The organism is Rhizobium leguminosarum bv. viciae (assembly GCF_012276115.1).
GTDB classification, from domain to species: Bacteria; Pseudomonadota; Alphaproteobacteria; order Rhizobiales; family Rhizobiaceae; genus Rhizobium; species Rhizobium leguminosarum_T.
In genome coordinates this window covers 163,859-187,992 of record NZ_WIEU01000009.1, presented here as the reverse complement: position 1 = coordinate 187,992, position 24,134 = coordinate 163,859, and the positions used below count along the sequence as shown (strand labels likewise).

Annotated in this window: 26 protein-coding genes, 2 tRNA genes and 1 pseudogene; 21 read left to right on the top strand and 8 right to left on the bottom strand. The window is 60.4% G+C overall.

Annotation, left to right across the window (positions count from 1 at the left end):
• Positions 1-92 precede the first annotated feature (92 nt).
• The 5 genes from mscL to GFM02_RS17995 all read left to right on the top strand — a co-directional run bounded on the left by mscL (position 93) and on the right by GFM02_RS17995 (position 6,278).
• Positions 93-530, top strand: a complete 438-nt coding sequence (mscL, locus tag GFM02_RS18015; RefSeq protein WP_003545282.1) for a large conductance mechanosensitive channel protein MscL — start codon at positions 93-95, stop codon at positions 528-530.
• A 122-nt stretch (positions 531-652) separates the two neighbouring features.
• Positions 653-1,819, top strand: a complete 1,167-nt coding sequence (locus GFM02_RS18010) for a pyridoxal phosphate-dependent aminotransferase (RefSeq protein WP_168322337.1) — start codon at positions 653-655, stop codon at positions 1,817-1,819.
• Between the two features lie 219 nt (positions 1,820-2,038).
• A complete protein-coding gene (galE, locus tag GFM02_RS18005; RefSeq protein ID WP_168322336.1) occupies positions 2,039-3,073 on the top strand; it encodes a UDP-glucose 4-epimerase GalE in 1,035 nt (344 codons plus the stop codon).
• Between the two features lie 108 nt (positions 3,074-3,181).
• Positions 3,182-5,143: a putative bifunctional diguanylate cyclase/phosphodiesterase gene (locus GFM02_RS18000; protein WP_168322335.1), complete on the top strand. Its 1,962-nt coding sequence runs from the start codon at positions 3,182-3,184 to the stop codon at positions 5,141-5,143.
• Between the two features lie 70 nt (positions 5,144-5,213).
• Positions 5,214-6,278, top strand: coding sequence for an enoyl-CoA hydratase/isomerase family protein (locus GFM02_RS17995; protein ID WP_168322334.1), 1,065 nt, complete (start codon positions 5,214-5,216; stop codon positions 6,276-6,278).
• Between the two features lie 11 nt (positions 6,279-6,289).
• On the opposite strand, the gene GFM02_RS17990 is transcribed toward GFM02_RS17995, so the two are convergent.
• Positions 6,290-8,347, bottom strand: a complete 2,058-nt coding sequence (locus GFM02_RS17990; protein ID WP_168322333.1) for an ATP-dependent helicase — start codon at positions 8,345-8,347, stop codon at positions 6,290-6,292.
• Between the two features lie 107 nt (positions 8,348-8,454).
• Positions 8,455-8,721, bottom strand: coding sequence for a hypothetical protein (locus GFM02_RS17985; protein WP_168322332.1), 267 nt, complete (start codon positions 8,719-8,721; stop codon positions 8,455-8,457).
• Positions 8,722-8,898: 177 nt separating this feature from the next.
• Here GFM02_RS17985 and GFM02_RS17980 point away from each other — a divergent pair, with 177 nt between their 5' ends.
• A complete protein-coding gene (locus tag GFM02_RS17980; RefSeq protein WP_168322331.1) occupies positions 8,899-9,159 on the top strand; it encodes a BON domain-containing protein in 261 nt (86 codons plus the stop codon).
• 124 nt (positions 9,160-9,283) lie between these two features.
• Complete coding sequence (locus tag GFM02_RS17975; protein ID WP_168322330.1) at positions 9,284-9,544, top strand: hypothetical protein; 261 nt, start codon at positions 9,284-9,286, stop codon at positions 9,542-9,544.
• Between the two features lie 264 nt (positions 9,545-9,808).
• Here GFM02_RS17975 and GFM02_RS17970 read toward each other — a convergent pair whose 3' ends face one another.
• Positions 9,809-10,051 (bottom strand): DUF982 domain-containing protein, encoded by a 243-nt coding sequence (locus GFM02_RS17970; protein WP_011650393.1) that lies wholly within the window; start codon positions 10,049-10,051, stop codon positions 9,809-9,811.
• Positions 10,052-10,356: 305 nt separating this feature from the next.
• Between GFM02_RS17970 and GFM02_RS17965 the strand changes: the two genes are divergently transcribed.
• Positions 10,357-10,773 (top strand): hypothetical protein, encoded by a 417-nt coding sequence (locus tag GFM02_RS17965; protein WP_168322329.1) that lies wholly within the window; start codon positions 10,357-10,359, stop codon positions 10,771-10,773.
• Between the two features lie 45 nt (positions 10,774-10,818).
• Here GFM02_RS17965 and GFM02_RS17960 read toward each other — a convergent pair.
• Positions 10,819-10,893 (bottom strand) — tRNA-Thr (locus GFM02_RS17960).
• A gap of 154 nt (positions 10,894-11,047) precedes the next feature.
• Between GFM02_RS17960 and GFM02_RS17955 the strand changes: the two genes are divergently transcribed.
• The 12 genes from GFM02_RS17955 (at position 11,048) to GFM02_RS17900 (ending at position 17,931) form a co-directional block, all read left to right on the top strand.
• Positions 11,048-11,242: a hypothetical protein gene (locus GFM02_RS17955; protein WP_003545311.1), complete on the top strand. Its 195-nt coding sequence runs from the start codon at positions 11,048-11,050 to the stop codon at positions 11,240-11,242.
• Between the two features lie 107 nt (positions 11,243-11,349).
• Positions 11,350-12,642: a UDP-N-acetylglucosamine 1-carboxyvinyltransferase gene (gene murA / locus GFM02_RS17950; protein WP_020048399.1), complete on the top strand. Its 1,293-nt coding sequence runs from the start codon at positions 11,350-11,352 to the stop codon at positions 12,640-12,642.
• A 108-nt stretch (positions 12,643-12,750) separates the two neighbouring features.
• Positions 12,751-13,182 carry a DUF2948 family protein gene (locus tag GFM02_RS17945; RefSeq protein ID WP_020048400.1) on the top strand — a complete coding sequence of 144 codons (432 nt, stop codon included), beginning with the start codon at positions 12,751-12,753 and terminating at the stop codon, positions 13,180-13,182.
• A 116-nt stretch (positions 13,183-13,298) separates the two neighbouring features.
• Positions 13,299-14,597: a histidinol dehydrogenase gene (gene hisD, locus GFM02_RS17940; protein WP_168322328.1), complete on the top strand. Its 1,299-nt coding sequence runs from the start codon at positions 13,299-13,301 to the stop codon at positions 14,595-14,597.
• 4 nt (positions 14,598-14,601) lie between these two features.
• Complete coding sequence (locus GFM02_RS17935; protein WP_020048402.1) at positions 14,602-15,075, top strand: UPF0262 family protein; 474 nt, start codon at positions 14,602-14,604, stop codon at positions 15,073-15,075.
• Positions 15,072-15,557, top strand: coding sequence for a low molecular weight phosphatase family protein (locus tag GFM02_RS17930; RefSeq protein WP_018072487.1), 486 nt, complete (start codon positions 15,072-15,074; stop codon positions 15,555-15,557). The genes GFM02_RS17935 and GFM02_RS17930 overlap by 4 nt, the downstream gene beginning before the upstream one ends.
• Before the next feature lie 122 nt (positions 15,558-15,679).
• Entirely contained in the window at positions 15,680-15,898 is a 219-nt protein-coding gene (gene infA, locus GFM02_RS17925; RefSeq protein WP_003545338.1) for a translation initiation factor IF-1, read from the top strand.
• Positions 15,899-15,955: 57 nt separating this feature from the next.
• A complete protein-coding gene (locus GFM02_RS17920) occupies positions 15,956-16,576 on the top strand; it encodes a Maf-like protein (RefSeq protein WP_020048403.1) in 621 nt (206 codons plus the stop codon).
• 32 nt (positions 16,577-16,608) lie between these two features.
• Positions 16,609-16,821, top strand: a complete 213-nt coding sequence (yacG, locus tag GFM02_RS17915) for a DNA gyrase inhibitor YacG (protein WP_020048404.1) — start codon at positions 16,609-16,611, stop codon at positions 16,819-16,821.
• A 283-nt stretch (positions 16,822-17,104) separates the two neighbouring features.
• Positions 17,105-17,180, top strand: a tRNA-Phe gene (locus GFM02_RS17910).
• A 148-nt stretch (positions 17,181-17,328) separates the two neighbouring features.
• Complete coding sequence (locus GFM02_RS17905; RefSeq protein WP_168322327.1) at positions 17,329-17,574, top strand: type II toxin-antitoxin system RelE family toxin; 246 nt, start codon at positions 17,329-17,331, stop codon at positions 17,572-17,574.
• Positions 17,575-17,583: 9 nt separating this feature from the next.
• Positions 17,584-17,931, top strand: coding sequence for a helix-turn-helix domain-containing protein (locus GFM02_RS17900; RefSeq protein WP_020048406.1), 348 nt, complete (start codon positions 17,584-17,586; stop codon positions 17,929-17,931).
• A 177-nt stretch (positions 17,932-18,108) separates the two neighbouring features.
• Here GFM02_RS17900 and GFM02_RS17895 read toward each other — a convergent pair.
• The 4 genes and pseudogenes from GFM02_RS17895 to GFM02_RS17880 form a co-directional block, all read right to left on the bottom strand.
• Positions 18,109-18,372 (bottom strand): annotated as a pseudogene (locus tag GFM02_RS17895) (transposase); the annotation flags it as partial.
• Positions 18,373-18,379: 7 nt separating this feature from the next.
• Complete coding sequence (locus GFM02_RS17890; RefSeq protein ID WP_168322326.1) at positions 18,380-19,825, bottom strand: HlyD family type I secretion periplasmic adaptor subunit; 1,446 nt, start codon at positions 19,823-19,825, stop codon at positions 18,380-18,382.
• A gap of 14 nt (positions 19,826-19,839) precedes the next feature.
• The gene (locus tag GFM02_RS17885; protein ID WP_168322325.1) at positions 19,840-21,555 is read right to left on the bottom strand and encodes a type I secretion system permease/ATPase; all 1,716 of its coding nucleotides are present in this window, start codon (positions 21,553-21,555) and stop codon (positions 19,840-19,842) included.
• Between the two features lie 103 nt (positions 21,556-21,658).
• Positions 21,659-22,234: a hypothetical protein gene (locus GFM02_RS17880; RefSeq protein ID WP_003545387.1), complete on the bottom strand. Its 576-nt coding sequence runs from the start codon at positions 22,232-22,234 to the stop codon at positions 21,659-21,661.
• A gap of 463 nt (positions 22,235-22,697) precedes the next feature.
• Between GFM02_RS17880 and GFM02_RS17875 the strand changes: the two genes are divergently transcribed.
• Complete coding sequence (locus tag GFM02_RS17875; protein ID WP_026264899.1) at positions 22,698-23,792, top strand: hypothetical protein; 1,095 nt, start codon at positions 22,698-22,700, stop codon at positions 23,790-23,792.
• Positions 23,793-24,134: the final 342 nt, after the last annotated feature.

Below are 24,134 nucleotides of genomic sequence, written 5' to 3'. Positions count from 1 at the left end.
AATTGCGATTGCCGATTGATTAATTGCAATGAAGATGTAGCTAATAAATTCCATTGCATATCTTTGAAATGGATCGAAGGGAGACGGATCCGATGCTCAATGAGTTCAAGGCCTTTATCGCCCGCGGCAATGTCATGGATCTTGCAGTCGGCGTCATCATCGGCGGCGCCTTCGGTGGCATCGTCAAGTCTTTAGTGGATGACCTCATCATGCCGATCGTCGGCGCCATTTTCGGCGGCTTCGATTTTTCGAATTACTTCCTCCCACTGTCGTCGGCCGTCAACGCGCAGTCGCTCGCCGCCGCCCGCGAGCAGGGAGCGGTCTTTGCCTATGGCAGCTTCCTCACCGTGCTCATCAACTTCCTCATTCTCGCCTGGATCATTTTTCTGATGGTCAAGGGCGTGAACACCCTGCGTGCACAGGTCGAGCGCCAGGAAAAGGCGGCACCGGAAGAGCTACCCCCGCCGCCGGCAGACGTTCAGCTGCTGACGGAAATCCGCGATCTTCTCGCCACGCGCCCGACGGCTTGATCCGGACTGGAGCCGGTCCGCTGCGGCCGGGTTCATTCATCACCAAAATCGATATGCCATCACTGGATGTCATGGGATTTGCCGGCGCAAATCCGCTATGAAGACGGAAACCGGAGATATGCATGTCGATTGTCAGCAGCCTCAGCCCGCGCGCCCTGGCGGCGCCCGAAAGCGGGATCGTCGAACTCGTCAACTATGCCCGTGGCCGCGAAGGCCTGCTGCCGCTCTGGGTGGGTGAGGGCGATCTGCCGACGCCTGATTTCATCAGCAGGGCGGCAATGGATGCGCTTGCCGCCGGCGAGACCTTCTACACCTGGCAGCGCGGCATTCCGGAGCTTCGCCAGGCGCTGTCCGATTATTACGACAGACACTTCGGAATCCGGCTTCCGGTCGAGCATTTCTACGTCACCGGCTCCGGCATGCAGGCGATCCAGATCGCCGTGCAGGCGCTGACCTCGCCGGGCGACGAACTGGTTTACCTCTCGCCCTCCTGGCCGAATATCGCCGCCGCTCTCGAGATAGCAGGTGCGCGCTCGCTCAGTGTCGAGCTGCAGTTTGAAGGCGGCAAATGGGCGGTCGATCTGAACCGCATCGAAACCGCGATCACGCCGAAGACCAAGGGCATCTTCATCAACACGCCGTCGAACCCGACGGGCTGGACGGCAACGAAACAGGATCTTGGCGATATCCTGGCGCTTGCCCGCAAGCACGACCTCTGGATACTGGCAGATGAAATCTACGCCCGCTATTATTTTGCCGGCGGCCGCGCGCCCTCTTTCCTCGATGTGATGGACGAGGGCGACAAGATCATCTTCGTCAATTCCTTCTCGAAGAACTGGTCGATGACCGGCTGGCGCGTCGGTTGGATCGTAGCACCGCCTGAAATGGGCCAGGTGCTCGAAAACCTCATCCAGTATTCGACATCGGGTGTGGCGCAGTTCATGCAGAAGGGCGCCGTCGCAGCCCTTGATCAAGGCGACGATTTCGTCGCTGCCAATATCGCCAAGGCGGCCCGCTCCCGCGATATTCTCTGCGATGCGCTAATTGCCACCAACCGCGTCGAGACGCTGAAGCCGGACGGCGCGATCTATGCCTTCCTGAAGATCGACGGCGTCGCCGACAGCCGCAAGGCAGCGCTCGACATCGTCGACAAGACAGGCGTCGGCCTTGCACCCGGAACAGCCTTCGGACCAGGCGGGGAACTCTTCCTGCGCGCCTGTTTCCTGCGCGACCCCACGCAGGTGGCGATCGCCGCCGAGCGCCTCTGCGACTATATCCTCAAGCTTTGAGAAGCACTGACCGCAAGACGCGTCGCGGCGACCGAGGCATCGATTTTGTGCCGGAATCGCCGGATCGATAAAACTCTAGCAAAGCCCGAAATCGGCCTCTAACCACGACCCCAAACATACCCGTTCAAAGGCCTTCCAACGGCCGTTCGATAAGAAAATTGGAAAGAAAAACCGGCGCCTGATGCCCCTGCTTATAAAACGAAAGCGGGGATGCGGGACATGGCGGTTTTGGTGACGGGCGGAGCCGGATATATCGGCAGTCACATGGTTTGGGCGCTGCTTGATGCGGGCGAGGATGTGGTCGTGCTCGACCGCCTCTCCACAGGCTTTCGCTGGGCGGTGGCGCCGGCGGCGCGTTTCTATCTCGGCGACGTTGCCGATCCCGACATATTGAAAAAGGTCTTCATCGAAAACGACATTGAGGCGATCATCCACTTCGCCGGCTCCGCCGTCGTCCCGGTCTCGGTCGCCGATCCGCTCTCCTATTACGACAACAATTCCGGCAAGACCCGGGCGCTGCTGAGCGCTTCTGTCAAGGCCGGTATCCGCAACTTCGTCTTCTCTTCGACGGCAGCCGTCTACGGCCAGCAGCAGACGGACCTGCCGGTGAAGGAGACGGCCCCTCTCAATCCGGAAAATCCTTACGGCCAGTCGAAGCTGATGACCGAATTCATGCTGCGCGATGCCGCCGCCGCCTATGATTTCAACTATGTCGCGCTTCGCTATTTCAACGTCGCCGGCGCCGACCCGCACCGCCGCGCCGGCCAGTCGACCTCAGGCGCCACGCACCTCATCAAGGTCGCCTGCGAGGCAGCGCTCGGCAGGCGCGACAGCGTCAATGTCTACGGCATCGACTACCCCACCCATGACGGCACCGGTGTGCGCGACTACATCCATGTCAGCGATCTCGTCGATGCACATCTGAAGGCGCTGCAGCATCTGCGCAGGAGCAAGGGTTCGCTCGTTGCCAATTGCGGATACGGCAGCGGCTATTCCGTGCTCGACGTACTGAACATGGTCACCCGCCTGCACGGACATTCCTTCAAGATCCACATGGCGCCGCGCCGCGCCGGCGACTCGGCAAGCGTCGTCGCAGACGCTTCGCTCGCAAGGCAGGTGCTCGACTGGAAGCCCAGATACGATTCTCTGGAAACCATCGTCCAGAGCTCGCTCGATTGGGAACTGTTCCTGTCGAACAGGAACGTCGACGACCTGCACAGCATCCACCGGGCACTCGCCGCAGCGTCCTTCTGATGCGGGAACCCGTTTGCCATCCCCGCGCATGCGGGGGCCGCATGCCGTTACGTGAATAAGGAAAAATCAAGCTTTCTCTGGATGGCTCGGGCCAACGGAAAAGAGACGATGAAGAGCTTTCTGGCCTCATTGCAGCTGCAAAAAGACAATCCGACGCTTCTGACGGCACAGTTCCGGGCCCTGTCGTCGCAGATCCCCATTCTCTATGTCCTGCTGGTCATCAACGCCCTTGCGGTGGCGATCACCCACCTCAAATCCGCCCCTCTTTGGCTCTCGCTCTACATTCCCGTGGCCTTGAGCGTCGTCTGTGTCTTCCGTCTCTGCTGGTGGGAGATCCGGGGCAAGGAAAACGTCACCGCCGAGCGGGCCTACAGGCTGATGAAGATGACGATATCAGGCGCCGGCATCCTGGCCGTCGCTTTCGGCGGTTGGGCGATCGCGCTTTACCAATATGGCGATGCTTCCCAGCAGGGTCAGATCGCCTATTTCCTCGTGGTGACGGGTATTTCCTGCATCTTTTGCCTGATGCACCTGCCGATGGCAGCAGCGCTGACCACGGTCATCACCTTCTCGGCCATGGTCGCGACCTTCTTGTTCTCGGGCAATCCCGTTTTCGTGGCGACCGCCATCAGCGGCCTCTTCCTGATCCTGCCCTTCCTCTGGGTGATCAACAGCTATTTCCAGAATTTCGTCGGTCTCATGCAATTGACCGAGGAGCTGAAGCAGAAGCAGGCGGAAGCCGAGGAGCTGAACCTCGTCAACAGCCGCAATGCGCTGCATGACCAGCTGACCGGCCTTGCCAATCGCCGCAGCTTCTTTCTCTCGCTGGAAAAACGGCTGCAGAAGAATCCGTCCTCGCCACCCGTCCTCGGCATTCTCGATCTCGACGGCTTCAAGCCGGTCAACGACGTCTTCGGCCATGCCGCCGGCGATCTCGTGCTCAAGGAGACGGCCCGCCGCTTCGTCGCGCTGGTCGGCGAAGAGGGCATCGTCTCCCGTCTCGGCGGCGATGAGTTCGGGATCATTTTCCCCTGTTCGATGACGCGCAAGGCGATCGCCGATCTCGGCCTGGCGCTCTGTGCGGCCGTCCGCGACCCTTTCGAAATTCCCGACGGCTCGGTCCGGGTTTTCGGCTCCTGCGGCATCGTCTATCCCGATATCGGCACATACACCGCCGAGGATCTCTACGAGAAGGCGGATTTCGCGCTCTACCAGGTCAAGAGCAAGCGCAGCAGCGGCGTCGAATTCTTTTCGGCCGAGCACGAGAAGATCCTGACGCAGCGCTACCTGATCGAACTCGAGCTGCAGGCGAATGATTTCGCCAAGGAATTGAAACTCGAGTATCAGCCGATCGTCGAATTGAAGAGCGGCCGCGTCGTCGCCTACGAGGCGCTCGCCCGCTGGGACAGCGCCCGCTTCGGCCGCATCAGTCCAGACGCCTTCATCCCGGCGGCCGAGCGCACGGCCGTCATCGGCCGCATGACGCGCATCCTTTTCGCCAAGGCGCTCGAAGCGCTGGCGATCATTCCACGGCATCTGTGCCTGTCCTTCAATCTCTCGGCGCGCGATATCTGCGACCACGAGACCTCGATGGCGCTGCTTGCCATGATCACCCGCTCCGGCATCGATCCGAAGCGCATCGAATTCGAAATTACCGAGACCGCGCTGCTTTCCGATTTCGACACCGCCGACCAGGTGATCACTATGCTGCGCGCCGCTGGCATCTCGATCGCGCTCGACGATTTCGGCACCGGCTATTCTAGCCTCAGCCATATTCATCGTCTCGGCTTCGACAAGCTGAAGATCGACAAGTCCTTCGTGATGAATTTCGATCGTGACGCCCGTTGCATGAACATCACCCGCTCGGTCGCCAATCTCTGCCAGAATCTCGGCATCGCCTCCGTCGCCGAAGGCGTCGAAAGCGAAGAGATCGCCGAGGGATTGAAGGCGATGGGCGTTCGTCTGGCACAGGGCTATCATTTCTCGCGGCCGCTGCCACTGGAACTTGCCATCGATTACGCCACAAGGTGCGAGGCCGCAGCCTCCTCCCGTAATTCGCTGTCTGCCTGAACCGACCTTAAATCGACTGGAGCGATGCGTCATCGTCGTCTATTCATGGTTGCTATAGATGAGGTGAACCATGCAGGACCGCGAACGGCAAGACGAAGTCATCATTGAACGGCTGGGGACAGTTGCTATCATCCGCCTCAACCGGCCGCGGGCGCTGAACAGCCTGACCCTGCCGATGATCCGGGCGATCACTGCGGCCCTTCACGACTTTGCCGGTGATCCCGAGGTGGCGAGCGTCGTGGCGACGGGAGAGGGCGAACGCGGCTTCTGCGCCGGCGGCGATATCCGCGCTCTGCATGAGAGCGCCCGCGCCGGCGATGGCCTCGCGGCAAGCTTCTGGCGCGAGGAGTTCCGCCTCAACCATATGATTGCCGCCTATCCCAAACCCTATGTCGCGCTGATGGACGGCATCACCATGGGCGGCGGCGTCGGCCTGTCGTCGCACGGCCGCCACCGCATCGTCACCGAGCGCACCCGGCTGGCCATGCCCGAAACCGGCATCGGCTATGTCCCGGATGTCGGCGCCACCTGGCTGCTGCCGCGTGCATCGGGCGAAACCGGAACATGGCTCGGCCTGACGGGGCTCGATATTGGTGCGGCCGACGCTATCCACGCCCGCCTTGCCGACCTTCAGATCGCCTCGTCGAGGCTGGATGAAGCGATCGACGCTCTCTCCGACCTGCCGCGCGCCAGCTCATCCGGCGATGTCGATGCCGTGCTGCAGGAACTTTCCGAGCCTCAGGGAGAAAGCCGGCTCAAGCAGAACGCGGCGACGATCGATCGCGCATTTCGTTTCGATACCGTCGAGGAGATCCTGGCAGCACTCGCCGAGGAGGAAGGCGAATTCGCTGCCGAGACGCGCCGGGTGCTGCTGACGCGTTCGCCGACCAGCCTGAAGCTTGCTTTGCGGCTGCTGCGAGCCGGCCGCCGCAGCGCCTCGCTTGCCGAATGCCTCGGCCGTGAGCTCGGCGCCTGTCTGCAGATGCTGGATAATCCCGATTTCTTCGAGGGCATCCGCGCCGCCGTCATCGACAAGGACCGCAATCCGAAATGGTCGCCGGCGTCAGTCGAGGCCGTGGAGCCCGCAAGGGTCGAGTTTTTCCTGAAACCGGCCGAACCGCCGCTTTCACTCTGAACTCTATCCGGTTATCGCCACATGCCGCGCATGCGGGCGCCGACATCGATGCGCACCTGCCGCGCTTGGGCTTGAGCGGCCTCCGATTTCCCCTGCGGCCAGCTGCAGGCCTCGAAAAACTGCAGCAGGGTTGCGGGAATGAAGCGGCTGCGCGAGGCATAGACGTGCCGGTCGCCCTGCGAGTTCTGCCCATAGGTGAAGAAGCGCTGCGGCACGACGAGGTCGAGACCATCCCTGGCGCGCGTCATCGCGACATAGAGCAGCCGGCGTTCCTCCTCGATTTCGGCGGTGGTGCCGACGGCGAGATCGTTCGGAATGCAGCCATCGACGACGTTCAGCATGAACACCTTCGTCCATTCCTGGCCCTTGGCGGAATGGATTGTGGAAAGGATGAGATAGTCCTCGTCGAGAAGCGGCACGCCCGCCTGGTCGCTGGTCGCATCCGGCGGATCGAGGGTGAGTTCGGTCAGAAAACGCTCGCGCGAGGCATAACCGCTAGCGATCTGCTCGAGCTGCAGCAGGTCGGCCTGCCGCGTCGTCGCGTCCTCATGCAGCCGTTCCAGATGCGGCGCGTACCATTGCCGCGCCAGGCCGATTTCCGCCGGCCAGCCTGCCTTGCCGGACTTCATCTCCTGCAGCATGGCAACGAAATCAGTCCAGTCCTCGCCGGAGCGCGGCGGCGGCGGCATGGCGGCGAGAGCAGAGATCGGGCTGGCGTCTTCGGCCATCAGGTCGAGCGCCTTTTGCGCCGTCGACGGCCCGACGCCCGGTAGGATCTGCATCAGCCGGAAGCCCGCCACCCGGTCGCGCGGGTTCTGCGCGAAGCGAAGGGCGGCCAGCATGTCCTTCACATGCGCGCTGTCGAGGAACTTCAGCCCGCCGAACTTGACGAAAGGAATGTTGCGCCGGGTCAATTCGACCTCCAGCGGCCCGCTGTGATGCGAGGTGCGGAAGAGCACGGCCTGCTGCTTGAGTGTCACACCTTCCTCGCGGTTGTCGAGCACCATGTCGGTGATATACCGCGCCTGCTCGGCCTCGTCGCGCACGGTGACCAGGCGCGGCCGCTCGGACGATTGCCGCTCGGTCCAGAGGTTCTTGGTGAAGCGCTCCGAGGCGAGATCGATGACGGCGTTGGCGGCGGCGAGGATCGGCTGCGTCGAGCGGTAGTTGCGGTCGAGCGTGACGATATTGGCGGCCGGGCTGAAGGCGGCGGGAAAATCGAGAATATTGCGTATTGTCGCCGCACGGAAGGAGTAGATCGATTGCGCATCGTCGCCGACGACGGTCAGTCCCTGGCCTTCGGGCTTCAGCGCCAGCAGGATCGAGGCCTGCAGCCGGTTGGTGTCCTGATATTCGTCGACCAGCACGTGGTCGAAGCGGCTGCCGATATCCTCGGCAATCATCGCTTCGCCGACCATCTGCGCCCAGTAGAGCAGCAGATCGTCGTAATCGAGCACGTTCTGGCTCTGCTTGGCCTCGACATAACAGGCGAAAAGTTCGCGCAGCTGTTTCTCCCACCCCGCGCACCAGGGAAAGGCGTCGCGCAGCACGAGGTCGAGCGCGGTTTCCGAATTCACTGCCCTGGAATAGATGGCAAGGCAGGTGCCCTTTGTGGGAAAGCGGCTTTCCGTCTTCGAGAAGCCGAGGTCGTGCCGGATCAGGTTCATCAGATCGGCGCTGTCTTCGCGGTCGTGGATGGTGAAATCCGGATCGAGGCCGATCTGCTCCGCATAATCGCGCAGCAGCCGCGCGCCGATGCCGTGGAAGGTACCGGACCAGGAAAGCGCGTCCGCCATCACGCCGGCATTCGTACCAAGCACATCGCGGCAGATGCGCTCGACGCGCCGCGCCATCTCGGCGGCCGCCCGGCGCGAGAAGGTCATCAAAAGGATGCGGCGGGGATCGGCGCCCTTGACGATCAGATGGGCGACGCGATGCGCCAAGGTATTCGTCTTGCCGGAGCCGGCGCCGGCAATGACCAGCAGCGGCCCGGCAATATGGCTGCCGTCGATGAGCGTGCCGTGCTCGACGGCCATGCGCTGCTGCGGATTGAGCTTTTCGAGATACATCCAGCCGTCCGGTCGGGCTCCCGCAGAATCACGGGGGAAAAATTAGATGTTCCTTGAATGTTCGCGATTGCCGTCCCTGTCAAGCGATCTGGCGCGCAAGCAACATCTCAGTCGGGGAAATCCGGGCCGATCTCGCGCCGCACCAGCTTCAGGCTGCGGTCCGGCTGAAGAATATAGGTTTCCTCCACACGCTGGCCCGTCCCGTTGTAGAACTGGTTGTAGACGGCACTGCCGACCGGCGACTTGCTGAGCTTCGTTCGCGGCTGGCCGCCATAGGTGATGCCGCCGGGAATGGGTTCCGGCGCCGGCGTATCGGCCGAAGAGCAGCCGGCAAGCAATGCTCCGGCAAACAAGGCGGGCAGAAGCGCTTTCATCGTCGTCATCCTTCTCAGACTGCCGCCAGATATGGAAACCGCGGCGTCTTTCGCCAAGGGTAGCCCATGCCACCGCGCAGGTATCGCTGTCGAGCAGGCTCTTCTTTTTCGGGGGGCGCAACGAAGTGCGTCGCTGTCGCGTTAACAGACATCAACCAACATCAGGAAACGTTCACGGTGCTCGGCTTTCCAGCATTCACGGGGCATGACGAGCCCGGCCGGCAGGGCCACAGCGATTCCGCGACGCGCGCCTCGGTGGAGAGCGCTCTTCATGCGGCCGCCGACATCGAAGCCGGCGAAATCACCGTCAGCATATCGGGCTCCTATATCATCTTGGAGGGTTTCGTGCGCCGGCGGGGCGACGTCGAGCGGGCGATCGAGATCGCCGAGGGCGTCGTCGGCCGAGGCTATGTGCGTGGTCGCCTGCTGCGACGCTAATGCATGTCGCGCAAAGCTGTGCAGCGGTTTGGAACAGCCGCGCGCTCATGTCTTTCTGTTGGACGAGGGAACCAAAATGCTCCCCTGCGTGTTGAAATGCCGGACCTAAACGCTGGAGACTCTCATGCAGTTGCTTCCTCGCCTCTGGGCAACGACCTTGATAGTGGGTTGCGGTGTCCTTGCCGGCTCCGCCCATGCCTCGCTGGAAACCGGCACGAATTATTCCGCTTTGCCGAAGGACCAGATCGCCCTCAACGAATATATCGGGGCCGTCGCCTGCACACCGGTAGAGCCTCACTATATCCCCTCCTTCATCCGCGCATCGGATGGCACGATCATCGGCGTCGGTTATATCGAAGTGGAGAATGAGGGCGCGGACTGCTGAGGCATCCGCTTTTGTCGGACGAGGCTCGCCTGCGTGTTCGCAGAGGTGACGAGCCTCTAACCATCATCATGATGGCTGATCGTCTTCTATTGATGCAGCTGTAGCAGGCGCAACACCCTTTGCACCAAAACCCGGCGCACAGTTGTTGCAGGGTTAAACCAAAATTAAAGCCCAAAATTAAAGCCCAAAATTAAAGCATTGTCCCGTTCCGGCACGCTTGCGCGCCCAGAAGGCGAAAATCGCCCGAAACTCCTTGCCGAACTGCTAATGCAGCTTCAGCTTCGCCTCTTCGGCGGCTGCCAGGAACTCGGCTCTTGCTTCTTCCACGCTCTTGCGCCCGTCGAGCGCCGCCCGGCAGGCGCTTCGGGCCTTGATATAACGAAGCCCGCGCATACTCGGCCAGAGATCCGCCAGGCACTTCAGCGCATCGAACGGCCCATTGACCGTTCGCGCATCGGCACCTTCGAAACCAACCTTGACCGGGCTGTTCCATCTTTCAGTTGCCATCGACGCTCCTCCACGATTTTCGACAGAAACGAAGTGCAGCATCTCCCGGTTCCTCCGGGGAGACTTTGCGATAATTAATACTCTAGCGTGATTTTTGCCGTCAGCAATGGTGGAATGCATTGCGGCTGGTGAGGCGAATTGTCTGCTTGTGAGATTCATGGAGCGATCGGGCCGGCGAGGACTAAAATTTCGTTGGTATTTGCAACCATGACGCCCAAATACAAGGGATTTTTGGAAGGTGCAACCAATCCTATGGCGCCGGCGCGGCATCGTCGCTACCATGCTCTCGAAGCTGAGGGCTCCACATGGGTTTAGGTCGAAATCTGATCCAGGCTGCTTTTCTCTGCGGGGCCCTGACAATGCCGGTCCTCGCCCGCGGGGCAGAGGTGGCTGCTGAAGACGCTCTGCTGACGCGTCTCTCCATTGAAACCGTGCCAAGACTGCAGCGGGAATATTTGCGGGCGAACCTGACACCCCAGGATGAAGGCACGGCGATAGATGTTGCTGCCTATGTTTTGTCTAAGACTTTTGATCGGTGGTATGTCGAAGGTATATTCGATGGAGCTTTTTCGTGGCTTCACGCGCCAATTAAGGACGAAGTGTTGGTCACCAGAGAACTGATTGAACTGTGGCAGTTTTCGCCGTTTATATCTTACTATCTCGAGGTAACCGAGATTCCCGACTGCGCAAACAACAGCGTGCTGCTTCCCAGCTGTCACTAGCCTTGCCGTGGGGCGCAAAGGGAGGTCATATTCTTACCGAAAAACTGGTGCTGCCGAGTGGGATTGAACCACCGACCTCACCCTTACCAAGGGTGTGCTCTACCACTGAGCTACGGCAGCAGGACCAGGACCCGTGCGAGCCGTGTGGCTCAATCGCGAGAACGGGGGGCTATTGCCACAGCTTGGCGGCCAGCGCAAGCCGCAAATTCCAACTTCGCGTGGATTGAGATGCAAGGGCCTTTTGGATTGGCGCGAATTCGGCTAATCCTGTCGCATGAATGAAAAGACCGAAACCGGCCAGCAGAGCCGCAAACAGGCGATCGAGGCACAGGCGAAACTGCGCCGCGAGCGCGCCGCCGAAAAGCTCAGGGAAAATCTGGGGCGACGCAAACAGCAGGTCCGCGCCCGCCGTTCCGGCCAAGCCGACGAAACAAATGGGCTGCCCGCCGCAAAATTGGACGAATCGTAATGTTCCGTCCGTCGCGAATTGAAGCGTGTCGATAAATCCCCTAAACACCTCACTCCTTATTCCAAGGCAGAACTTTCAGGAAAGGCGGGCGCTGCCCGTAAGCGCACATGGATCGTATCAGAATCGTCGGCGGTAATGAGCTGAATGGCATCATTCCGATTTCCGGCGCCAAGAATGCCGCACTGCCGCTGATGATCGCCTCGCTTCTGACCAGCGATACGCTGACGCTCGAAAACGTGCCGCATCTGGCCGATGTCGAACTCTTGATGCGCATCCTCGGCAATCACGGCGTCGATGTCGCCGTCAACGGCCGCCGCGAGCGCCAGGAAGATTCCTATTCGCGCACGATCCATTTCACCTGCCGCACCATCGTCGATACGACCGCATCTTATGAACTGGTCTCGAAGATGCGCGCCTCCTTCTGGGTCATCGGCCCGCTGCTGGCGCGCGAAGGCCATTGCCGCGTTTCGCTGCCTGGCGGCTGTGCCATCGGCACGCGCCCGGTCGATCTCTTCATCGAGGGCCTGACGGCGCTCGGCGCCACCATGGAGATCGATGCCGGTTATATCAACGCCAAGGCGCCTGCCGGCGGCCTGATCGGCGCCCGCTACACCTTCCCGAAGGTCTCCGTCGGCGCCACCCATGTGGTGATGATGGCGGCAACGCTTGCCCGCGGCACGACTGTCATCGGCAATGCCGCCCGCGAGCCTGAGGTCGTCGATCTCGCCAACTGCCTGAACGCCATGGGCGCGAAGATATCCGGCGCGGGTACCGCGACGATCACCATTGAAGGCGTCACCTCGCTCTCCGGCGCACGCCACCGCGTCCTGCCGGATCGCATCGAGACCGGCACCTATGCGATGGCCGTCGCCATGGCCGGCGGCGACGTCGTGCTCGAAAATACCGATGTGGCGCTGCTCGAAACCGCGCTGGAAACGCTGCGCCGCGCCGGCGCGGAAATCTCGTCGACCAACAACGGCATGCGCATCAAGCGCAACGGCGCCGGCATCAGGCCGGTCGATATCGTCACCGATCCCTTCCCGGGCTTCCCGACCGATCTGCAGGCGCAGTTCATGGCGCTGATGACCCGTTCTTCCGGCGTCTCGCATGTCACCGAGACCATCTTCGAAAACCGTTTCATGCATGTGCAGGAGCTTGCCCGCCTCGGCGCCAGGATCTCGCTCTCCGGCCAGACGGCGAAAATCGAGGGTGTCCAACGCCTGCGCGGCGCCCCCGTCATGGCGACCGATCTGCGCGCCTCCGTCTCGCTCGTCATCGCCGGCCTTGCCGCCGAGGGCGAAACCACGGTCTCCCGCGTCTATCACCTCGACCGCGGTTTCGAGCGGCTCGAGGAGAAGCTGACCCGCTGCGGCGCCATCGTCGAGCGCATCAGCGAGTAAGCACCGTTCATCCCGGTTGCGTAATTGGTCGCCGCGCCTTATTTCCCTTGTCTGACGCATCGCCATTCCGGCGGTGCCCGGCCTAGGCCGGTAATGGGATGAGGCTGAATGACCGACCTGAAACTTGTTGCGCTCGATAACGAGGATCTTGCGATCATGTCCGCGCATATGCAGGACAGCGTCTTCAAGGTCGGCGACATCGACTGGTCGCCGCGCGGCGCGCAGTTCGCGCTTGCCGCCAATCGTTTCGTCTGGGAAGGTGCCGAGCGCAAGCGCAAGGGTTTCGAGCGCCGTCGTGCTGCCCTGGTCTTCAAGCGCGTGCTTGCCGTCCGCTCGCTCGGCATCGATCGTGGAAAACGCGATGAGGTGCTGTCGCTGCTGGCGCTGCGCTTCGAGCAGAAGGGCGAGGGGCCGGAGGGCACGGTCGAGCTGTCGCTGTCCGGCACGGCCTCGATTGCGCTCGATGTCGAATGCATCGAGGTCCAACTGGCCGATATCGGCGGCGCCTGGGAGGCTTCCTCCAAGCCTCGCCACCGCTAATGCATGTCGCCCGGAAGTGTGCAGCGGTTCCGGGATAACGACATGCATAAAACAATGAGTGTTTGACGCCCTAAAGTTTGAACATCGCAGTTTCGAGTTGAGAAGGAATATCGGCCTTGGCAATCTGGCTGGATCAGGCATCGGAAGGTTTCGAGCAGCATTTTGCCGCCTTTCTGACGACGAAGCGTGAAGTCTCCGAGGATGTGAACATCGTCGTTCGCGCCATCATTGATGACGTGCGCGCCCGTGGCGATGTGGCGTTGGCCGAATACTCGCTGAAATTCGACGGCATCGATTACGCCACCGTCCCGATGCGTGTCACAGCTGAAGAGATCGACGCCGCCGTCGAGGCGGTGTCTTCGGAAGTGCTGGGAGCGCTGAAGCTCGCGGCACTGCGCATCGAATCCCACCATCGCCGACAGTTGCCGAAGGACGATATCTACGAAGACGATATGGGTGTCGGCCTCGGCTCGCGCTGGACGGCGATCGAAGCGGTCGGGCTCTATGTTCCGGGCGGCACGGCGAGCTATCCGAGCTCGGTGTTGATGAATGCCGTGCCGGCCAAGGTCGCCGGCGTCGATCGCATCGTCATCGCCGTTCCCGCCACCGGCGGCGCCGTCAATCCGGCGGTGCTTGCTGCCGCCAAGCTTGTCGGTGTCACGGAGATTTATCGTGTCGGCGGCGCCCAGGCGATCGCGGCTCTTGCCTATGGCACCGAGACGATCGCCCCGGTCGCCAAGATCACCGGCCCCGGTAATGCCTATGTCGCCGCCGCCAAGCGTCATGTCTTCGGCACCGTCGGCATCGATATGATCGCCGGCCCCTCCGAGGTGCTTGTCATTGCAGACAAGGACAACAATCCGGATTGGATCGCAGCCGACCTCTTGGCGCAGGCCGAGCACGATGTCAGTTCCCAGGCGATCCTGATTACCGATGATGCCGCATTCGGCAAGGCGGTGGAGCAGGCGGTCGAACGCCAGCTGAAGACGCTGAACCGCGCCGAGACGGCGGCGGCAAGCTGGCGCGATTTCGGCGCAGTCATCCTCGTTGCCGATCTGAAACAGGCCATTCCCTTGGCAAACCGCATCGCCGCAGAACATCTGGAACTCGCCGTCGCCGATCCGGACCGGCTGCTCGACGGCATCCGCAATGCCGGCGCGATCTTCATCGGCGCCCATACGCCCGAGGTGATCGGCGATTATGTAGGCGGTTCGAACCATGTGCTGCCAACGGCGCGCTCAGCGCGCTTCTCCTCCGGTCTTTCGGTGCTCGATTTCGTCAAGCGCACCTCGATCCTGCGCCTTGGCCCCCAGCAGCTCCGCACCCTCGGCCCGGCGGCGATCGCCCTTGCTGTCTCCGAAGGCCTCGATGCCCATGCGCGATCGGTCGCGATCCGCCTCAACCTCGAAAGGTGAGGGCATGGCGAAGGGCGATTTCCGGCTTTGCGACGTCGTCCTTGACGATACGATCGGCCGTTCGACGCCCGATGTCGAGCATGAACGCGCCGTCGCCATCTTCGATCTGATCGAGGAGAACAGGTTCGAGCCGCTCGGCCATGTCGGCGGACCTTATCGGCTGAACATCTCGCTGGTCGATTCGAAACTGGTATTCGCCATCACCACCGAAGAGGGCGGCGGCGTCGCCACCCATATCCTGTCGCTCACGCCCTTCCGGCGGATCGTCAAGGATTACTTCATGATCTGCGAAAGCTATTACGAAGCGATCCGTTCGTCGACGCCGAGCCGCATCGAGGCGATCGACATGGGCCGGCGCGGCATCCACAATGAAGGATCGCAGACGCTGAAGGATAGGCTGGCCGGCAAGATAGAGGTCGATTTCGATACCGCCCGGCGCCTTTTCACGCTGGTCTGCGTGCTCTACTGGCGCGGATGACGGCAATGGAGCGCGCCGCCGATGTCGAGGAGGGAAAGCGGCCGGGCGCCATCCTCTTCATGTGCGGGATGAATGCCATCCGCTCGCCGATAGCCGAAGCGATCGCCCGTAGCATTCTGCCGGCCAATACCTATATCAGGTCTGCCGGCGTTCGCGCCGGCGAGCGCGATCCCTTCGTGGATGCCGTGCTCGATGAAATCGGGCTTTCCCTGGGCCGCCGCCAGCCGCAGACGCTGGAAGAACTCGAGGACGATTACTTCGATCTGATTATCACGCTGTCACCGCAGGCCCATCATGCGGCACTTGAGCTGACCCGGTCGAATGCGGTCGATGTGGTCTACTGGCCGACCATGGATCCGACGGTTGCAATCGGAACGCGCGAGCAGATTCTGGAGAGCTACCGCGAGGTCCGCGATCATCTGGCCGGCCTCATCGAAAGCCGGCTACTCAAACGAAATGGCATTGCCGCGCAATCGGCATGAAAACAAATAAAGGAAAGCCTGATCAACGAGGTTCACAAACCTGCGTTGATTGTGTAGTTTCCGCCCAAATTTCAAGGCGCGCGCTGCGCTGCCTATTCAACGCACAGGAAGAAAACACTTATATGCCTAAAGAAGAAGTCCTCGAATTCCCGGGAATCGTCACCGAACTTCTGCCGAATGCGACGTTCCGCGTGAAGCTCGAAAACGAACACGAGATCATCGCCCACACCGCGGGCCGCATGCGCAAGAACCGCATCCGCGTTCTCGCCGGCGACAAGGTGCTTGTGGAAATGACGCCCTACGATCTGACTAAGGGCCGTATCACCTACCGTTTCAAGTAAGTTTGCCCGAAGGTTCTGCAAGGGTTCTTGCTCCCGTCTGCCGATGGTCGAGGTTCCATGGCGCTGAAATACAAGCTCATTCTGGCCTCGGGCTCGCCCCGTCGCGTTGACCTGCTCAACCAGGCCGGCATTGAGCCCTCGCGCCTGATGCCGATGGATATCGACGAGGCGCCGAAGAAGTCGGAACACCCGCGTTCGCTCGCCCGCAGGCTTTCGGCGGAGAAGGCGGAAGCCGCCCTTGCCGCCATCAAGAGCGATATCACCTGGAAGGGCAGCTATATCCTCTCTGCCGATACGGTGGTTGCTGTCGGCAGGCGCATTCTCGGCAAGGCAGAGTTCGCCGACGAGGCGTTGAACTCGCTGCATCTCTTGTCGGGACGCAACCATATGGTCTACACCGGCGTTTGCCTGGTGACCCCGGATCGCAAGGTCCGTCAGAAGATCGTCGAGACCAAGGTGCGCTTCAAGCGTCTCTCCGGCTTCGAGATCGAGAACTACCTGGCCTCCGGCCAGTGGCGCGGCAAGGCAGGCGCCTATGGCATCCAGGGCCTCGCCGGCACCTTCGTGCAGAAGATGGTGGGCTCCTACACCAATGTCGTCGGCCTTCCGCTTTATGAAACCATTCTGCTTTTGACCGGCGAAGGCTTCGATGTGCATAGCCGGTGGCCCGAGGGCTGAGCCCGACGGCTAATCCTATAGGATGAACCGATATGCCTGAAGACAAGAAAGCGGCCGCCAAGGTCGAACCGCTGCGCAAGACGCGCCCTTGCCCCGAATGCGGCAAACCTTCGAACCGCGAGCATTACCCCTTCTGCTCAAACCGCTGCCGCGAGGCCGACCTCTCCCGCTGGCTGACCGGCGCCTATGCCATTCCGGTTGCCGACGACGAGACGAAGGCCGAGTATCCCGACGAGGAAAACTAATGCATGTCGCGCAAAACTGCGCAGCGGTTTTGGGACAACGACATGCATTAGATAAAGACTTGAAGCGCGTCCCGTAAATCCAATTCGATGCAATGCGCTTTGGAAGAATTCTGCCCGCGAAGCTCTTATTTTTCCTCATGAATCCGCAAAACCGGCAAGACCGTCAAAAAAGAGTCATTTGACGCTTGCCATGGGCGAACAAGATGCTATAACCCCGCTCGCTTCCGGGGTGAACCAAGGCCCCGCGGTTCCTTTTCTGAAAGGGACCATCGGAAGCAGGTTAGCCCAGGTAGCTCAGTTGGTAGAGCAGCGGATTGAAAATCCGCGTGTCACTGGTTCGATTCCGGTCCTGGGCACCATCGCCATCCACGATGTTTTCATTGCATTTTTATATCAGCATCATCGATGCGCGCGGGCATCCGATCGAAAGAACCTGCAGAATTTCGCAGGTATCGCCATTGGCAATATTATTGTTGCGAAATAATTCGCTTTCAGCTATATTTACCCATGAAAAAGATCGCCTACAGCAAGGCCGCCACGAAGGCACTCCGCAAGATGCAGCCGAAGCGCGCAGCGGCGATCGTCGCCAAGGTCGAAGCCTTCGCCAACGGCGAGACGGTCGACCTCAAGAAGCTGCAAGGCAGCGAATTTTTTCGAAATCGTGTCGGGCAGGACTGCGTCATCATCGACGATCAGACCATGCAGGTTCTCGTTATCAAGGCCGGCCCACGCGGCGACATCTATAACGAATAGGAGACCACCATGGGTGAAATCCAGAAACTGACCATCGGCGGCAAGGGGTACGTGCTGCTTTCCGAAGACGACTATCAGGATCTAGTCGACGTCAGTGAGGCGCGTGCCGCAAAGGCGCGTATCGACGCTGGCGAAGAGACCTGGCCTGAAGACGTCGTCAAGGCGCTGATCGCCGGCGAAGATCCTGTCCGGGTGTTCCGTAAGCATCGTGGCATGAGCATCAAGGAGCTGGCTGAAAAGTCCGGACTCTCCCAGCCCTATCTTTCCGAAATCGAGACCGGAAAGAAGGAGGGCTCCCTGGACGCCCTCAGGTCGATCGCCAGCGCCCTGGACGTCGACCTTGACGATGTGGCTTGATGTATACGCATCCCAAGGCGGCCACGTCGTGATCGAGCTTGCTACTTTTCGGGCCGTATCCCTTTGTTCCCACTTGGAGAGGCTCCCCTCGTCCAAAAATATGATGTCGCGCTCCTGATATGCAGCGCCAGAAGGCGGCTGACAAAGCCCTCTGCTCAGAGGTTAGTGTCGCCCTTTCAATGTCTTCGCCAGCATCTCGCTCAGTGTTGCCGCCGAGAGCATGGATTCGGCCAAAAGCTTCTTGAGTTTCTGGTTCTCTTCCTCCAGTGCTCTCAACCTTTTGGCATGGAGACCGACATTTCCGAACTGCAAGGATTGCCACCGATAGAAGGTCGGCTCGCTAATCCCGTGCTTGTGGCAAACATCTGCCACCGTCACTCCGGCTTGGTGCTCCTTCAGAATACCGGTAATCTGGTCGTCGTCGAATTTTCGTTTGCCCATCACCGTCTCAGTCCTCGCGAAATGCTCTGTTGAAACTGTCGAGGAGTGGTCTGATGGCATAGAGCGCCACGCTGCTTTGGCCCGTTTCGATCAGTGTCTGTGTGGGCATGCCGGCGACCAATTCGACATCACGCATTTTCGCCAGCCGCTCGTCCGTTACACGGATTGTCGCCGCAAAGTAGGGCTGGCCGCTCTGCGGATCGATGAGACGGTCCGCTGAAACATACTCGACCCGACCTTTCAGGAGCGGAACGCGCCGCTGATTGTATGGAAGGAGGTGGACCTGTGCCTCGAGCCCGGCACGGACAAGATGAATGTCTTCCGGTCTGACGTGGGCAGACACGACAAGGCGATCGGTGCGTGGCAGAAGATCGACGAGCGGTTCACCCGCGCCGATCACCCCTCCTGATGTGTGGATGCGCAGGTTCATGATGGTTCCATCCTCGGGAGCACGGATGTCGGTCCTCGACAGTTGGTCGTCGATCGCCCGCAAGCGCTCGCGCAGTTGCATGATCCGGCTTTCCGTATCGCGCATGCCTTGGGCGACTTCGCTCAACCGGTCGCTCTCGAGCTTTGCGACATCGGCCTGTGAGCCGCTGATCACCTGGTAGGCGCGAGAGATCTGTGCCTCTACTTGACCCTGCTGGCCATCGAGGTCTGCTTTTTCCCGCTGTAGGTTGAGAAGTCTGCTCCTTCTTTCCAGTCCTTTGGCGCTGAGGATCGTAACCTGATCCAGTTCTTGGCTTGAGATTGTGGCTCTGTCGGCCAGTGCTGCCTTCTGCGCGCCAAGTCCGACGATTTCCTGCCGCACCTGCGCGATCTTTTCATTGGCGATCTGAATTTCCGCCTGCATGACCCGGCGACGGGCCTCGAAGATTTTCTGCTGCCCGATCAAAATCGCGCTGACCGAGGGATATTTATCCATTGCTGCCCTGAGATCCTCAGGATAGGCGACATGGTCGCCGCCCGTCTGCTCCGCAAGCAGGCGGGCGCGGCTTCCTTCGGCGTCCCAAAGTTGCCCTTGAATGCTGTCGCGCTCCGAGCGAGACTTCGTATCGTCGAGCTCTATCAGGATTTGCCCGGCCATGACCGCATCGCCGTTCTTGACGAGGATCCGTCGGACAATTCCGCCCTCCAGATGCTGAATGGTCTTGCGGCTCGTCTCCGGTTCGATGACGCCCGATGCGATCGCAGCGCTTTTCAGCGGCGCCAAGACCGACCAGATTCCCAATCCGACGATGAAAACCACGATCAACAGGTTCCCCGTCCAGACAACGCCTCTGAGCCCCGGCATGGGCGAGGGGGGCGCGGGTCCGCGCTGTTTCGACGCGATCACCGGCAAATAGGCCGTCTGTTGCCTGGCTGTCGCTGTCGATCGTTGAGCCAGCCGCCGATCCGTCCTTGACGAATTTGAAAATCTCGCCGGCGTTGCGTCCAGTTGAACAAGGGCCATGGCAGCGTTTCTCCCTATGTTCCTGTTCGCGACGGCGGTTGAAGATAGGTTTCATAAATCCGCTCGCTGTCGCCGAAGGCAGCCACCGTCCCATTACGCATGATGGCAATCTTGTTGGTGACCGGCAGGATCCCCATCCGGTGCGTTATGATAACGACGGTCATCCCCCTGGATTTCATGCGCTCGATTGCCGTGAACAGCATACGTTCGCCGTCATAATCCAGGCTCGAATTCGGATCGTCGAGAACGATCAGAGACGGATTTCCATAGGCAGCCCGTGCCAGTCCCAGCTGTTGGCGCTGGGCCCGAAGGAGCAGGTTTCCACCTTCACCGATATCGGTCTCGTAGCCCTGCGGCAGCCGCATGATCGCTTCGTGCAAGCCAACCAGCTTTGCGGCGTCGATCGCTTTGCCGGGATCCCCTCCGTCCAGCCGGCCGATCACATCCTTGATTGCTCCGCCGAAGAGTTCGATGTCCTGCGGCAGATATCCGACGTGGCAGGTCCCCCCGCAAAGGCGCAGAGCCGAGATATCGACCCCGCCGAGAAGAGCATATCCGCTCGTTGCCGGCACAACGCCTGCTATGACGCGACCGAGTGTCGATTTTCCCGATCCCGACGGACCGATGAGCGCTATGCAATCGCCTGGCGCGAGGCGCAATGTGATGTCAGTCAATATCGGCCGATCGGCGAATGGCTTGAAATAGCTGACGTTATCGAGAACGAGGCCATTGGGTTCCGGTCGTGGCACCATTCGGGCATCGTGTTCCGATGCAACTGATATCAGCATTCTGTTCAAGCGATTGAAGGCATTGCGCGCAAACGTAAAGGAGCGCCATGCACCTATTGCGCCCTCGATTGGTGCAAGCCCGCGCCCGAGCAGCAGGCTCGCAACGAAGATGATCCCGGCACTGCCATTGTTCGCAAGAACCAGCCAGGTCGCGGATCCCATCATCAGGATCTGCGCCAGTGTGCGGATCGATTTGGAGAAACCAAGAATGATCTCCGTCCGATGCATCGCGATGTCCTGCGCCCTTCTTGCCATTTCCGCATCGCGATAGACGATCAGCGCTGCGCCATCCTGCATGCCCATTGCCCGGATTACCTCAATGTTTTTGAGGGCGGTCGCAAATCGGATATAGCTCCGCGAAAGAGCAAGATTGGCGTGGGCAAGCGGCTCTCGCGTCGCCAGTTCCGTCATGAACGCAAACAGCAGCAGTGCGAGCGCGCTCAGCAGACCGATGGCCCCAAGCAGTGGATGAACAAGAAAGAGCAGGAACAGGAATACCGGCGCCCAGGGAACGTCAAAAAAAAGCGAGCTGGCCGGTGAATCGAGGAACTGGCGCAATGCGGCGAGGTCCCTGTAGCATTCCGTGGCGGCTCCCGTGTCGGCGCGAGCGGCATATTCGAACGATGCTGTCAGCACCATGGGCCGTAGCCTGTGGTCCAGCCAACTGCCGATGCGCGAAAGAGCTGCCCTGCGTACGATGTCCAGCGCGGACCCGACCACCACGGCGATGGCGATGATCATCGTCAGCATCAGGAGCGTGTCAGCGCTTCTACTCGACAGGACCCTGTCATAGATCTGCAGGAGATAGATGGAAGGCGCCAGAAGAAAGAGGTTGTAGCCGCAGCTATAGAGAAAGACCAACCCGAAGGCTCCGGCACAAGCCCGGAGCGCAACAACAAGCTGTGTCGGCGGGCGCGGTGGCTTTATGGAAATCGTTGTCATTACCAGATCTCGCTGCATTTGATACTGACGAGAAAAGACTGCGTGCTGGTTCAGCAATTCAGGAGGGTCGCCAGCCGAAACCGGCGACCCTCAGAGTCTGAGTTCAGGAGCCGAGATGGTCGACGTCGATATGACCGAAGGCGTTTATGAAGTGATCGAGCGAATTGTTCACCGTCGTCGTTTCGGGATCCGTGTGAACCAGAGCTGACGAGATATCGCCGCCCAGAGCGTTGTTTCCGTTGCCGCCGTTGCCGCCGACGCCGGCGAGGATGGTGGCATGCTGATCGGCCACGAGCTGCGTATATTGTGTAGCGGTCGTAGCCGCATTCACCGTAGCCGTGTCGCCGCCGCTCGAGTTTCCTTGGCTGCCGTTGGAGTTTGAATCTCCCCCCGCGCCGCCGTCGCCGCTGTTCGTGACCGCCGCCAGGAAGCCGTTCTTGGCCTGAGCAAAGCCACCGTCTCCGCCACTGCCGGCGTCCCAACCTGCCTTCTGCCAAACGTGATCGCCATTGTGCAGATCGGTCGTTGCCCCGTAGACCGTTTGCACGGGGTCTACATATGCAACCGGGTTGTAGTTGATGTTCCCATCGTTGTGGCCATCACCGCCGTTGCCGGCATTCGCGTCACCGGCATCCGGATTGTTGAGATGAATCGTGTCGGATATCTGTGGAATAGGCATTGATGTCACTCCTTCTACTTCGTTTCGTCAGTGTTACTTTTACGGCGTCCCCCTGCGGCGTGCGTTCCAGCATGTCACCGCAGCCAATACAACCGCCGGCAAATACTGCCTGCGATTTAATCTTTGGCCTATCCAGATATTCGGTGACACTCATTCGGGCGTATACTTGGAGTGGCGGAGCGTTATTTGGATCGGTGCTTGGTAATTTGGTGCAGGGTGGCATGGTCATGATCACTCGTCGAAGCGACGCCAGCGCCTCTAAACCAAGGCGGATTAGTGCTCGCAAAGTCGCATAACGGCCGCTGCGGCCATGACAGCCAAATGGCTATAGAACTAGCCGACAGGATGTAGACGAATTGCAGGCTCTGCTTTTCCTGCGTTCAGATGCACAATGTCTGAACAATTCAGGCTGCATAGGGCCGCATGCTCGGTGGACGTGCGGTCGACGCGAATGGAGACGGTAATGGCTGAAACTCGTCCCTTATTGGAAAATCAGCCCAAGACGGGCGCCGATCAATACCTCGCCTCCAATGTGGCCGCGGGGCATCTGGCATTGATGCCGACCTGGCTTCCATTGGATGTCGCTTCCGGTCCAAGTCATAATTCAGCCGGCAGCGGTGGTGACGGGATAAGCGAAGGCGTGATCAACAGCAATGCGTTGGCCGTCTTCACGCCGTCAAATGCCGCCATTGCGGGACCTCATTCGGGTGCCGACGCCTTCCAGGGCAATGATGCGCTCATCAATCAGCATCCCACCGAAATGGCGGGGATAGGCGGGAATGGTGGAAGCGGCAATGTTGCCATCGGTAGCGGCAATGGCGCCAATCATGCCGGCAGCGGGGGCAATGGGCTTTTTTACGGTGGACTGGTCAGCACCGAAGTTGCGCTGTTTGCCCCCGTGAATACTGCCGTGGCTGCAGGCCCCGGTGCGGAGGCTCACGCCGATCAAACGAACAACGCGTTGTTCCTGCAGGGCGCAACCCAGATCGGCGGCATGGGCGGCTCGGGCGGAGACCATAACGTCACGGGCCATGGCCCGTCGATGAGCCCAGGAACTGCGCTGACATTGACCGGCGATTTTTATGCAGGCCACGGCGGCGATGGATATTTCGTCGGCAGCATGGTCGACGTGAGTATCGCCATCTTCTCGCCGATCAACATCGCCATCGGCGCCGCAGGCGGATCGGCGGAGGCTCATCAGACAAACAATGTCATTTTCGATCAAGACACTGTGCAGATCGCAGGCATCGGCGGCAATGGCGGTGGCTTCAACCTGTCGTCAGACACGATTTTCACCGGCAACCATGCGCTCGGCGGTGGCGATGGCGGCACCGGATCCTCAACCGGCAGTATGGTAGACGTCAATTTCGGCTATTTCCATCCCATCAACATTGCCGTTCCCGCCGGCGGGACGGCGGACGCCCAACAGACCGATCATGTTCTCTATGATCAGCAAGCGCTTCAGTTGGCCGGCATCGCGGGCCATGGCGGAGACGGTAACCTCACGGACGCCCATTCGGCTCTCGTAGACGACATTCTGAGCTTCATGCATAGCTAGAGCATGATGCCGAAAAGTGTGAGCGGTTTTCGGAGGACATCCTGTTCTCGCGGATAGACTCCCCACTTGTATTGCGGTGGCTCGACTGCACGAAACCGTTCTTCGTACGATCTTTCAAGCCATATGTTGAATTGTTTCCTCCGCCCGGCATTCGGCTCCTTATGCCGACATGGCACTGAACGGCGGGCTCACTGAGATCCCGAACATTCCACAATGACCTCATCCGCATTGTCGTCGATTTCGGCCGCCAGGGGTCGTGACCTCCGGCCGCTTATAGGTCGGTGCTGGCGTAGTGCTGCCTGTGGTGGAACAATGCTAACTGGTATTAATGCGTCGTTAGAG